Annotated in this window: 10 protein-coding genes; all 10 read left to right on the top strand. The window is 50.1% G+C overall.

Translation table 11 applies throughout. The features are described 5' to 3' along the window. Positions 1–547 precede the first annotated feature (547 nt). The gene (locus tag Q31b_RS00535; RefSeq protein ID WP_231617193.1) at positions 548–850 is read left to right on the top strand and encodes a hypothetical protein; all 303 of its coding nucleotides are present in this window, start codon (positions 548–550) and stop codon (positions 848–850) included. Positions 851–1034: 184 nt separating this feature from the next. Continuing rightward, positions 1035–1700: a hypothetical protein gene (locus tag Q31b_RS00530; protein WP_231617192.1), complete on the top strand. Its 666-nt coding sequence runs from the start codon at positions 1035–1037 to the stop codon at positions 1698–1700. Positions 1701–1812: 112 nt separating this feature from the next. Continuing rightward, positions 1813–2043 carry a helix-turn-helix domain-containing protein gene (locus Q31b_RS00525; protein ID WP_146597752.1) on the top strand — a complete coding sequence of 77 codons (231 nt, stop codon included), beginning with the start codon at positions 1813–1815 and terminating at the stop codon, positions 2041–2043. Between the two features lie 72 nt (positions 2044–2115). Next, complete coding sequence (locus tag Q31b_RS00520) at positions 2116–3201, top strand: AAA family ATPase (RefSeq protein ID WP_146597751.1); 1086 nt, start codon at positions 2116–2118, stop codon at positions 3199–3201. Then, entirely contained in the window at positions 3194–3880 is a 687-nt protein-coding gene (locus Q31b_RS00515; protein WP_146597750.1) for a DUF4276 family protein, read from the top strand. The genes Q31b_RS00520 and Q31b_RS00515 overlap by 8 nt, the downstream gene beginning before the upstream one ends. Before the next feature lie 16 nt (positions 3881–3896). Next, positions 3897–6563, top strand: a complete 2667-nt coding sequence (locus Q31b_RS00510; protein WP_146597749.1) for a DNA methyltransferase — start codon at positions 3897–3899, stop codon at positions 6561–6563. Next, positions 6556–8496, top strand: a complete 1941-nt coding sequence (locus Q31b_RS00505; protein WP_146597748.1) for a DEAD/DEAH box helicase — start codon at positions 6556–6558, stop codon at positions 8494–8496. The genes Q31b_RS00510 and Q31b_RS00505 overlap by 8 nt, the downstream gene beginning before the upstream one ends. Then, positions 8493–9695, top strand: a complete 1203-nt coding sequence (locus Q31b_RS00500; RefSeq protein WP_146597747.1) for a GIY-YIG nuclease family protein — start codon at positions 8493–8495, stop codon at positions 9693–9695. Before Q31b_RS00505 ends, Q31b_RS00500 begins: the two co-directional genes overlap by 4 nt. Next, the gene (locus tag Q31b_RS00495; protein ID WP_146597746.1) at positions 9692–11176 is read left to right on the top strand and encodes a metallophosphoesterase; all 1485 of its coding nucleotides are present in this window, start codon (positions 9692–9694) and stop codon (positions 11174–11176) included. Before Q31b_RS00500 ends, Q31b_RS00495 begins: the two co-directional genes overlap by 4 nt. Beyond that, positions 11173–12906: an ABC-three component system protein gene (locus Q31b_RS00490; RefSeq protein WP_146597745.1), complete on the top strand. Its 1734-nt coding sequence runs from the start codon at positions 11173–11175 to the stop codon at positions 12904–12906. The genes Q31b_RS00495 and Q31b_RS00490 overlap by 4 nt, the downstream gene beginning before the upstream one ends. The last annotated feature ends 68 nt before the right edge of the window (positions 12907–12974 follow it).

The raw sequence follows: 12974 nt of genomic DNA, 5'->3' as shown, positions 1-12974 counted from the left end.
GTGAGGATTCTTAGCAATGAGATGTGTAATCCTGCACACAGGGGTTCGAGGTCATCGACCTCGTTCAACTTGTCCGGCGTGGGGAGCTTCGAGCCTGGCGACAGGCCGAACCGCAGGCGACTTACTGCGGGGATCGTTGGCAAATCCAACGACTGTGAATAGCTCAACTATGAGAGGCCCGCGAGGGCTTGCCGGTGAGTCTTGTGGAAGACGGAGCCGAAATGCGAAAAACCTTAGTCGATGGGTAAGAGTGCGCTTCTACGTTCGGCACTCTGAAATCATCGGGACGCTGGAAACAGAATTCCGATGGAAACTATGCTCGTTCTGGCGAACGAGACATACGGCTAACGTTCCTCCCGGAAAACGGGATAGCGACGTGATCCACAAGATGAAGAAGATGACTAACGTAGGAAGGTCTGCGGCAGCCGGTGTGGTTACCGGTGCCTGACATTGGTCCGTCAGGTGATTCAAACGCCGTAGACTGGGAGTGTGGCTTGAGTAGAGAGTTGAATCGATATCGAGCGGGAGCTTGGTGTCGGTTTGGGCGATGTTCCCTGCAAGGCAGTGGGGACTCGTTGGTGTCGTAACAGGTGGTGCTGACGGCAATACCACGACGAAAGAGCTGACGGGTAATATGTACCTGCTGAAGAGTCTATCCGGCGACTGTGGTTGTTACAGTCGCCGGTCCTTGGAAGGGCGCAGGGCGGTCACACAAGACCTGTGCGGGAGCACGGGCCTTCTGTGGCAGCGAATCGATGGTGGTATCTCGGGGTGCATCTGCACTCAGAGGCTACCGCTCGAAGGTTCTTTAGGTGAGGGGTTGTATGAATTAGCGTGGAACTATCAATGAATGTAGTTCGGCTGGGGAATTCGACTCCAAGACAAGCGGTTCTTCGTTCGCAAAGGCAGCCTCGGTGCTGGTGCGGCGAAGGTCGGCTTTCATCATCTTGCTGCGTTACAAGGAAGGGATTTGGCTTTAAGGGAGCCTGTGCCAAAAAACAGGCTCCTTCCTTTTTGCTGTAAAAAGCTGCGGGGTGCTCCGGGTGTATCGAGCAATCACCACTTCGGTCGAGGGATTCGTTCAGCAGATCGCTTGCTGCTACCTGCGACATGGTTACTGGTTCTACGTCAAAGGCCGAGTGCCCAGCGGAAAGAGCCCTGAGGCAATCGATGAAAAACTGATAGGGAAATACGGTATTGATGTATCCGAATCGACTCGGGCTCGCCGCAAGAAAGCCGGGCGGGCAAACTTGCAGTACATTCGTCACGAATCCATGTTCGTGATTCTAGCGACCAAGGGCGAGCATCGCTTTTTCCACGAAGAGGCGAATCTGATCCGCGACATTCGCCGAGTCCCACTGCGTTATGCCGGCTACTCGATTAGTTACAAACCAGGTGGTCGAAAGAAGGATGGTTCGCGGGATGACAAATGGCATGCTCATGTTGCGATTGATCGCGAGCAGTACTTGGACCTGCGGGCCTGGTTTGCTGACCGTGCCCTGCGGGAATCTCAAGAGAAACTGGCGCTCGCGTTTTACCAACTACCGCTCTCGCCATACGCTCCAGTTCGCCGGCAAATGCTGACCATGCTTCGTGAGGTCAACCGAATCCGAAAGACAGCGGGGAAGCGACAACTACCCTGCGACATTCTGCCACTTCGCCGGCGTGTGGTTCGGCCGTTTGCCTCTGGTGTCCGCTGAACTTCTTGCACAAAGCCAGTGTCATTTGCTCACAGTATCTGGTATGCTTCGCAGGCATTGGTAGGGTTGCTGATTTGGCAGGAACCGGGGGCCGCCGTTTTTGGGGATTTCCATGACAGAATCCGAAACTGAGTATCTGACGATCAAAGCAGCTTGCGAACTGTTGGGGGTCTCTCACAACACGCTTCGCAGTTGGGGCGCGGCGGAGAAGATCGTTGAGTATCGTCATCCGGTGAACAACTACCGGCTGTTCCGCAAAGACGACGTACTGGAACTGAAAGAGCGACTAGCGAATCCTCAGCCGAACAAGTCAGCACCGGCAAAGCAACGGAAAGCCAAGTGACACACGTATGGGCAAGAACAACTATGCAGAAACAGCGAAAACAAATACTGTTGGGCACCGGGGAGGTGTAACGTGAGTCGAGCCATAGACAAGATTTCAATCAGGGGGTTCAAGTCAATTGAGACCCTCGATGATTTTCCGCTTTCAAATTTAAATATTCTCATCGGGGCCAACGGGGCGGGGAAAAGCAATTTCGTTGATTTCTTCCGGATGCTGAGGGCGATTGCTGAAGGGGCATTCCAGCAGTTTGTCAATGAGCATGGTGGGGGTGATGGTTTTCTCTTTCTGGGGCCGAAGAAAACGGGGGAGATTTCGGCGAGGTTGGATTTCGGAGGAAACTGGTATCGATTTTCTCTCAAGCCGACCGCTGATGGATCGCTGCAACTGACGGGTGAACAGGTCGGACACGGGTCTGTTAGTGCAATTCTTTCTGCTGGCACTCGCGAATCGGCACTGAGCAAGAGCAAGGACTTTAAGGGCCACTGGCACAAAACGGTCTACGAGTCGGTGTCGAATTGGACTGTGTATCACTTCCACGATACGAGTGCATTGGCACCGATGCGACGAGATCAATCAGCGCGTGACTGGGAGCGTTTGCGTCCCGATGCATCCAACATTGCGGCGTTTCTCCTTCAGCTAAAAACGGACGAGACCGGAAGCTATGAACTCATTCGCGATACCATTCGACTAATAGCTCCATTTTTCGACGACTTCCTACTCCGCCCTCAAACGAAAGGAAACGATCAGTTTGTACGACTTGAGTGGCAGCAAAAAGGAAGTGATTTCCCATTCCAGCCGACGCAGCTGTCGGATGGAACGATTCGTTTCATTTGCCTTGCAACGGCACTGACGCAACCAAATCCACCAGCAACCATTTTGATCGATGAACCTGAACTAGGGCTTCATCCTTATGCCATTTCGATGCTTGCCGACCTAATCAAGTCTGCCTCAGCGCGAACACAAGTTATTGTCTCAACCCAATCGGCAACACTGCTGGACTATTTTGAGCCAAGCGACATTGTCGTCGTCAGTCGCGTAAAAGGTCGCTCCAACTTTGAGCGACTCGATAGTAACTTGTTATCGACGTGGCTAGAAGATTATTCCGTTGGTGAACTCTGGCAGAAAAACGTAGTCCAGGGAGGTCCGACAAGTGAATAAGCTTGTGGTGATGGTGGAAGGGGAAACAGAGCAAACATTTGTCCGCGATCAGTTATCAGGGCATTTGGCGTTGTTTGGTGTTACAGCTTGGCCGATCTTGCCTGGGCGTGGTGGCCGGCTACAGGGTGTCCGCAAGTGGGCTGGTGCCCGAGCGGATATCATCCGTTCGCTCAACAGTGGCAACTTCGTAACGACAATGTTCGATTTTTATGGCGTTCCTGAGGACTGGCCGGGACGATCGGATACTGGTTCGTTGCCTTGGAGTAGTCGTGCGGAATTCGTTGAAACCAAAATTGCGGAAGATATCGGCGTGGCGATGGGCAATCGCTTCAATCCGGATCGCTTCGTTCCCTATCTTCAGTTGCATGAGTTCGAAGCTCTGGCGTTTTCCAATATTGAGTCCCTTGCTTCTGTGACTGCGCCCCTCGGGACGATCAGTTCAGAAAAGCTTGTCAAAAGCTTTACCGAGATTCTCGATGAAGCCGGCACGCCCGAAGCGATCAATGATAGTTATGACACCTGTCCTTCGCGGCGGATATCAAAACTGGTTGCCGGCTACAGGAAACGGGTCCACGGCCCAATTGTGACGCGGCGAATTGGATTAAGTGCTATTCGTGAAAAGTGTAAACACTTCGCTGGATGGCTAGAAAAACTGGAAAGTATCGGCACAGCATCATAATCAGAGCACTCGTCGAATGAACATTGAAAAAATCGAACAGAGCGTCCGAAAGATCGCGACAGTGGCGAATCCAGAATCGTTTGTCTTCGACCTCCTGCTCGCTTATGGTCAACCGAAAGCTGCGATTTCGCGGCTGAAGAAAGGCGACTACAACCGATCGACGAACGATGGCGAAATCGTTTGGAAAAAGAAATTGGCGTTTAAGCATGATTCAACATCTGATCTGCATGGTGTGATCGACCAGATGCAAAACGACGCGGCTGTGACCACGCACCAACCGCGTTTTATGATCGTTACGGATTTCCAAACACTGTTGGCCGTCGATACCAAGACGGACGATTCACTGGATATCCCGATTGGGGACTTGGGAGACTACTTCGATTTCTTTCTGCCGTGGGCGGGGATGGAGAAATCGCAGGTGCAGGGCGAGAACCCGGCGGACGTTAAAGCGGCCGAGAAAATGGCACGGCTTTATGAGTTGATTCTGGTTGAGAATCCAGCGGATACCGATGAAGCTCGGCACGCATTGAATATCTTTCTTTCGCGGTTGCTGTTCTGCTATTTCGCAGAAGATACAGACATTTTTGCGTCGAATCAGTTTACGAACGGGATCGCTTCCCACACCGGGACAGATGGTAGTGACTTGCAGGGCTACTTGAAAAAGCTGTTTGCCGTATTGAGTACCGAAGATCGAACGTCGTTTCCTGAATTCTTACGCAAATTCCCATACGTTAACGGAGGGCTGTTTTGCGACGAGTATCCGGTGCCAGTGTTCAACACGAAGTCGCGAGCGTTGATCATCGAATGCGGTTCGCTGAACTGGAAGGCCATCAATCCGGACATTTTTGGCTCGATGATTCAGGCAGTGGTGCATTCCGACGAACGTGGTCGGATGGGAATGCACTACACGTCGGTAGTGAACATTATGAAAGTCATCGAGCCACTGTTCCTGAACGAACTGCGGGAGCAACTTGAACAGGCAGGTACTAATAAGAAGAAACTGAAGGCGTTGCTGGATCGCCTTTACAACTTGCGGATTTTCGACCCAGCGTGCGGCAGCGGCAATTTCTTGATCATCGCTTACAAAGAGCTTTGTCGGCTGGAAATTGAAATCTTCCAACGACTTGGGCGAAGTGACAACGCAGTGCAGATGGAGTTGTTCCGTAGTAACCTTCAGTTGACTCAGTTTTACGGGATCGAACTGGATGACTTCGCGCACGAAACAGCAAAGCTGTCGATGTGGCTGGCGGAGCATCAAATGAACTTGGAATTCAAACAGGTTTTCGGAGCGACGCGTCCCACATTACCGCTGCACGACGGTGGCCATATTTTTTGCGGGAATGCGACACGACTGGACTGGGAGGAAGTTTGCTCGCAATCATCTGGTGCTGAAGTTTTCGTCCTTGGTAACCCCCCTTACCTTGGTTTCAAAATGCAAAATGCAGCACAAAAGGACGACATTGCACATGTATTTGCTGGAAAGAAAGGTTTTAAGAAATTGGACTACACGTCATGTTGGATGGTGAAGGCCGCTGACTTTTGCCGAACAACCGACGCTTGCTTTGGATTCGTTTCTACTAATTCTTTGTGCCAAGGAGAGCATGTGGGACTTCTGTGGCCCCATATTCTCAAAGATGGAATGGAAATCACATTTGCGCACGTATCCTTCCCTTGGAAGAATCATGCAAGACAGAATGCTGGAGTGGTTTGTTGTGTTGTTGGAGTGGGAAAGCATTCTAATGGGCAGAAGTACATATATAGCGGAAGCGATAGAATTGCTGTTGAGAACATAAGTCCCTACTTAACAGGTTCGCGAGTGACAGGCGTTGCCAAACGTAGCACTCCACTTTCTAATTTCCCGGGAATGACACTGGGAAACATGCCAAAAGACGATGGAAACTTTATTCTTACAGAAATAGAGAAAGAGTCACTCACAAACTCGTTCCCTGAAAGCGAAGTGCTAATTCGGAAGTTGGTTGGCGCGAGTGAAGCAATGAGATCCGTATGGCGTTGGTGCCTTTGGATTAAGCCTCATCAAGAAGAAATGGCTAGACGCATTCCACCAATTCTCAAGCGAATCGAAAAAGTCAAAGCGTTTCGTGCTGCAAGTTCAGATTCGTCTGCGAATAAAATGGCAGCTACTCCGTTTCGTTTCCGAGAGCAAAAAGAAGCGAAACAAAATTCAATTATTGTTCCTACAGTGACATCGTCGCGCCGGAAGTACATTCCGCTTGGATTCTTGGATCCGACGATTGTAATAGTGGCTCCAAACCAAGCAATTTATGACCCAGAACCGTATATTTTTGCAGTGATATCTTCGAGCATGCATATTTGTTGGGTGAGGGCGGTCGGCGGTAAAATGAAAACAGATTTCAGGTATTCTTCGGCACTTTGCTACAACACATTTCCGTTTCCAGACATCAGCGAAGATACAAAAACGGAGCTCGAACAGCACGTCTTCAACGTGCTCGATCAACGCGAAGCGTTTCCTGAATTGACCCTGGGCGAATTGTACGATCCCGACCGGATGCCACCAGGACTTCTGAAAGCTCACCACGAAATGGACGTGGCTATCGAACATTGCTATCGCAAGAAGCCGTTCACGAGCGACGAAGAACGGCTTGAATATCTGTTCAAACTATATGAGAAAATGGTCGAGGACGAAAAGAACGCCGATGCCTAATCTTGTCGATGTCACCTACGCACAAACTGGCAAGAGCCTTTCCACCGACAACCTCGGCATGAGGGAAATGCAGGCGAGAGCCTTCGCAGCGAGGGACGCACAATACTTGCTTCTCAAGGCTCCACCGGCGTCCGGCAAGTCGCGTGCGCTGATGTTTCTGGGGCTCGATAAACTATTCAACCAAGGACTCAAAAAAGTCATCGTCGCGGTGCCTGAACGCTCGATCGGCAGCTCGTTCGATCCGACCGATCTAAAATCTCACGGTTTCTACGCTGACTGGAGTTTCGATGACAAGTACAACCTCTGTACGCCCGGCGGCGATGCAAGCAAGGTATCTGCGGTCAAGGAGTTTCTGGCTGATTCAAGTGCAACGATTTTGATTTGCACCCATGCCACAATTCGATTCGCATTCGACGCGGTCGAAGAATCGGCATTCAACGATGTGCTGTTGGCGATCGATGAATTCCATCATGTTTCGGCGGATGTCGATAATCGGCTGGGCGAAGTGTTGCGAGCCATCATGTCGAAGACGACAGCTCACGTCATCGCGATGACGGGGTCGTATTTCCGTGGAGATAGTATCCCGGTGCTCTCGCCCGAAGATGAAGCGAAGTTTCAGAAGGTGACGTACAACTATTACGAACAGCTCAACGGTTACACCCACCTAAAAACGCTCGGGATTGGCTATCACTTCTACCAAGGCAGCTACCTGTCGGCAATCGACGAGATTCTGGATACAGACGAGAAGACAATTCTGCATATTCCGAATGTCAATGCGGGCGAATCGACCAAGGACAAGTACAACGAGGTCGATAAGGTACTCGATGTCATCGGGCACGTCGTAGGTCAGGACTCTGTAACGGGAGTCATTTCGGTAAAACGGGCAGATGGCAAGACCATCAAGGTTGCTGACCTGGTAAACGATAATCCACAAGTCCGAGACAAGATTGTGGCGTTCTTGCGCACGATGAACTCGGTAGATGACATTGACTTGATCATCGCATTGGGCATGGCCAAGGAAGGTTTCGACTGGCCGTATTGCCAACACGCCTTGACGGTTGGTTATCGCGGTTCGCTTACCGAGATTATTCAAATCATCGGACGCGCCACGCGAGATAGCGACAACAAGACACATTCGCAGTTTACGAACTTGATTGCACAGCCTGACGCCGAGAATGAGCAAGTCAAATTGTCGGTCAACAACATGCTCAAGGCGATCACAGCTTCGTTACTAATGGAGCAGGTATTGGCTCCAAATTTCAAATTCAAAACCAAACGCTTTGACGATGAGGTGCACGAAGCGGGGACAATCAAAATTCGTGGTTTCAAGGAGCCCAGTTCGCAACGTGTTAAAGACATCGTCGAGTCGGATTTGAATGACCTTAAGGCAGCGATCCTGCAAGACAATAGAATGCTGCAAGCCTTGCCCGGTCAGTTCATCGACCCAGAGATCATCAATAAAGTGATGATTCCCAAAGTGATTCAGATGAAGTACCCGGAACTGAATGACGAAGAGATTGAGGAACTGAGGCAGCATGTGGTTGCCGATTCGGTGATCAAAAACGGCGAGATCAAGGAAGTCGGCGATAAGAAGTTCGTGCTGATGGCGGGTAAGTTTGTGAACATCGAGGATTTGCATATTGACTTAATCGACCGTGTGAATCCGTTCCAGAAGGCATTCGAGGTGTTGTCTAAGTCGGTTACTGCGAAGCTGCTGAAGGTGATACAGGACACGATTAACGCGGGTCGTATTCAGATGACAGACGAAGAGGCGGTACTGCTTTACCGCGACAAGATTCCGGCTTTCCTGAAGATGCACGGAGGCAAAGAACCTAACATAACTTCGGGTGAGCCGTTGGAACGCCGTATGGCCGAGGCACTGGTTTATCTACGCAACAAAAGGCGACAGATGGGGCGTAGTGAACAGGCATGAAACACTTTGAAGAAGAACTTGAGCGAATCCTCGCCGACGATCCACTAGGTTTGCTTGACGTGAAACCCAAGCCATCGAATGCAATTACGGCAGATCAGCGTCTGGTCGCTTCGTTTGAAGAGATCAACGCTTTCTATCGAGAATATAACCGGGAGCCCGGTGAAAGTCGTGACATAGGCGAGCGTCGTCTCTTTAGCCGACTGAAGGGCCTCCGAGACAGTCCTGCACGGGCTGCTGCGTTGAAAGATTACGATGTATTTGATCTGCTTGGGGACGTCAAGAACGTTGATCCAGCTACGATTGAATCCATCGACGATGTTCTCAATGACGATACTCTCGGTTTACTCGACGTTGACTGCCAAACTGAAAGTGATCCCGAAGACATTTTTGATTTAAAACACGTTTCCAAGACACCTGAGAAACCCGATCACGTCGCAAAACGGAAGGCTTGCAAAGAGTTCGACCAATTCGAACCGTTGTTCCAAGAACAACATGCACTGATGCAATCGGGAATGCGCGTTACTGTTCCGTTCCGTAGCGAGCGTCAGATTCGCGAAGAGACCTTCTTCGTACTCGACGGCTTACTGGTCTATGTGGGAAAACTCGGTAAGTGGCAAAAGAAGAAACACGGCAACTACAATGCACGATTGTATTGCGTGTTTGGAAACGGGACCGAATCCAACATGCTGCTGCGTTCGTTGGCATCGGCTCTATGGAAAGACAAAACCAGCCGCCAAATTATTGATGCGCATCAACGAGAGCTATTCGAGTCCGAATATGCCATCACGCAAGAAGATGAAGCGACTGGTTATATCTACGTATTGCGATCGCTTTCAGATGACCCACGAATTCAGGAGATTGACGACTTGTTTAAAGTTGGTTTTTCCAGCCAACCTGTTGATCACCGCACAGCAAACGCCACGAAAGATCCGACCTTCCTAATGGCGGATGTCATGCCTGTTACGCACTTTGCGACATACAATCTAAACCCGCAGCAACTCGAAAAGCTACTTCATCGTTTCTTCGCGAAAGCGTGCCTAAACCTAGACATTTTCGACGCCACCGGGCAACGGCATACGCCGCGTGAATGGTTTGTCGTCCCCCTCCACATCATCGAAGCCGCAGTCAATCTGCTCATCAACGGCGAGATCGTAAACTATCGGTACGATGAATTAAATCAGGAAATTATTGAGAAATGAGCACCCGACGTACACAGCTATTCATTACGTCTGACTGGCACCTAGGCGGATCGCTAGATGAACGCCTTGGAGATCGAACAAGTCTTGGAAGCTCTATTTTTAGATCGGTCAGTCAGCTGACTAGATTTCTTGACAGTCTTCAGGGGGAAGTTCACGCATTCGATGGCGACTCCCAAATTGTACTCAATGGCGATATCGTCGATTTTTTGGCACCAAATCCGGCCAACAACTACACGCCGTTGGCATGGCAGAATAATGAGGCAGCCATTTGCGAAGAGTTGACTGACATTGCGGCGCGTTTTGTTGGAGATGACGGTCGAGGGCCTTTTGCCGCCTTAAGTGACCTTGCTTCAATGGGTTGCCAAATTGTGGTCTTGCTAGGCAACCATGATGTCGAACTTTGCCTTCCCAAAGTGCGCGACAGATTTGTTGAATTACTTGGGGGCGGCTCCAAATTACGGTTCATTTATGATGGCGAGGCATACTCATGCGGAAGGCTGCTGGTCGAGCATGGTAATCAGTATGATCGATTTAATGCGGTTGATTTCGATATGCTCCGTCGCGAACGATCCCAACTGTCGCGCGGAATGAAAATTAACGATGCAGATAGAGGGAAATTGTTTTTTCAACCACCGGTCGGCAGTAGCATCGTCGTCGATGAAGTCAATCCAAGGTTGCCAAACGTACCTTTTCTGAACTTACTGAAGCCGGAGTTTAGTGCGGCAATCCCGCTAATGCTAGCACTGTATCCCGAAACTCGAAAATTCTTCGAATTAGCCTTCGAGATGGGGAAAATAGCGAAAAGATCTTACGCAAACACGCCCTCTAAACGTCCCGGTCTGATGTCTGGACGGGTGTCGGAGACTCACTTAGACCTAAATTCTTTTCTTCGCGAGGAGTTGGCTACGGATGCGGAGACATTCCTGGGCGCACCAAAACGGCCGGGGCAATTGTCTGGATCAAAAACTGACAAATCATCGGTAATGAGCCGATTAGCGGCAAAGGCAGCGGCGACGATTGACCTAACGTGTCCGTGGGGTCTGTATTCTAAGTTGCGAAGCGATGACGCAGCAGAGCGACTAAAAAGTGTGCGAATTGCTTTGAAACGAGTCCATGATATTGCAGACTTTGCCACAGATACAGAAACGAACGTGTACCTCATACCAGCAGCAGAATTGATAAAACGGGGATTTGAGGCCATCGTCTTTGGTCATACTCATTTCCCGAAGGAGATTGAGATGGGAGGCGGGAAATACCTGAATGCTGGTACATGGGCTGACGTATTGCGACTCCCAAAAGAAATTGGGTCATCGAATGAGACTATCGCTGATGAAGCCATCGAGAAGTTTTTACTAGACATGAAACAACAGAATTATGAGCCTTATGTGGTCCGTCACTTGAGTTACGTTCGAGCCATCGTCGAACGTGATGGCTCGGTGAACACAGCACTGAAGTTTTACTCAGGAGAACCACCGCAGTGACGGACTTTAGGCATAGTGTCGCACGGCTATTGGTCTCAGATCAGCACGTTGGTTCTGCTTGGTTGATCAGCCGCAAGATTGTTTGTACAGCAGATCATTGCGTAGTTGATTCCGAACTGAATACGAATGTTGAGCTCATATTTCCGTCTTGTCGTATTACGGGAACCGTCGTCGAAAAAGACGCGGACCTCGACATTGCCCTGATTGAAGTGGATCCAGAATCACACACAATAGAGCCGCTGCCAATAATTGCACGACCAATGCAGCTAAAACCCTCAACGCAGTGGCAGCTTCACGGACATCCAGTACAAAACGCGGAAGTCGATGAAGGCGGGCTCACGTTGGAAGGACATATAAGTAACGCCCAAAGTGGAACAGAAACATCGCCCCGAATGCAGCTTTCTTGTGATCAAGGTGCGCGTCTAGGTGAGCAGAATTCGCCCTTCGGCGGAGTCTCCGGGGGGCCGGTTATCGTTTGTCCACGCGATAACACTGGCGAAGTCTACGTCATCGGATCGATTTCTTACCATCATGTATCGCAAGACAGCATTCTGTATTGTACGCCTATTGACGAAGTGGTCGAGCGTCATCCGCAACGTCTCCAGGAGACGCAGCTTAAGTCGTGGGACGCATCGCGCCGCATCTTGTCGGTTGTAAGTGACGATCGCGGATGCCGAACGAATATGGACGAGCATCTAATTCTTAGCGTTTGGCAAGATGGACTAACGGGACTTTGGTGCAACATATTGCCCGATGAGTCGCCTATCTTAACGTCGGCAATCGAACGAATTGTCGTTCAGTCGCCGTTCGCGACAGCGCGTGCAAATACTGAGCTGCACTTTATGGGGGCGGCGGCGTGGAGATCTCGATGTGAGTGTTGCACAAAAGAATGGGTTCCAGTGGACGGTGTTTCAATCAAGAAAACGCTTTCCAAATACGCATTCGTAGAATTGGGTGATGAACCCATTCCGCTTGGCGGTTTACGTTTTAATAATATCGACGAATTGGCAGATCACTTGAAATCGCAGTGTAACAAATGGGCTTTCAGGCGACTGCGTGAACGAGTTAGCGAAGCATTTGACAATCCCGTCGGTGAGTTGCATTACGAGATTGCCTCAGATTTGGTTGTCCCGATGCGAAAGTTATGGAACAATTGGCTCAATATATTGAAAAACGACTCAAGCACATTGCACCATTTTTTCGGGTTGATGCTTTGTAGTGATGGAGGTGTGTTGATGGCTGAGTCTGCCGCTGGCACTGGCCCAGAAACAATTGATGCATGCGTTTTACATGCAACGGTGTATTCACTGGCGGTGTGCGTTGCGTTGCCTGAGAAGCTCAGTAGTTTGCGAGTACAATCACCTGGAAATCTTGGTCAAGATGACATGAGTGGCCACTCATGTGGAATACAAATTATGAGTGGCAAAACAATACGGATGGCAGACCGCTCACACAAGTGGAAAACACCATTTGTGATGCTTCCTCATCTTCACACACTTTGGGAAGTTTTTCGCGTTACAGAAGCACGACTTGATCAAGAAGTGAATCCGTCCGGCAGGTCGTTCCACCAGGAGCCAACCCGTACGTTGGTTCTGCCGGGTGACTGCGAATTGATGGTTGCCATCGAGCAGGGGATCAACACGTTGAGGGCTGTCTTGGAACAGCGTTATTCCGAGTTTCTCACGGTACAGGAACAGTATGTAGCTGGAGCAAATAATGTCAGTGTCTGAGCCCAGCCCTGTTAATGCTCTGATTGACGCTCTGGTGAAATGCAGCGCAAGACGGAACTATCAAGTGG

Source organism: Novipirellula aureliae (assembly GCF_007860185.1).
Lineage (GTDB): Bacteria > Planctomycetota > Planctomycetia > Pirellulales > Pirellulaceae > Novipirellula_A > Novipirellula_A aureliae.
Note: the sequence above shows the minus strand (reverse complement) of the source record. Positions and strands in the feature narration are given on the sequence as shown.

What these genes read in the sequence shown, in the direction of transcription:
- Q31b_RS00525 (WP_146597752.1), top strand. Translation starts at nt 1,813, where the DNA reads ATGACAGAATCCGAAACTGAGTATCTGACGATCAAAGCAGCTTGCGAA.
- Q31b_RS00535 (WP_231617193.1), top strand. Translation starts at nt 548, where the DNA reads ATGTTCCCTGCAAGGCAGTGGGGACTCGTTGGTGTCGTAACAGGTGGT.
- Q31b_RS00495 (WP_146597746.1), top strand. Translation starts at nt 9,692, where the DNA reads ATGAGCACCCGACGTACACAGCTATTCATTACGTCTGACTGGCACCTA.
- Q31b_RS00510 (WP_146597749.1), top strand. Translation starts at nt 3,897, where the DNA reads ATGAACATTGAAAAAATCGAACAGAGCGTCCGAAAGATCGCGACAGTG.
- Q31b_RS00500 (WP_146597747.1), top strand. Translation starts at nt 8,493, where the DNA reads ATGAAACACTTTGAAGAAGAACTTGAGCGAATCCTCGCCGACGATCCA.
- Q31b_RS00505 (WP_146597748.1), top strand. Translation starts at nt 6,556, where the DNA reads ATGCCTAATCTTGTCGATGTCACCTACGCACAAACTGGCAAGAGCCTT.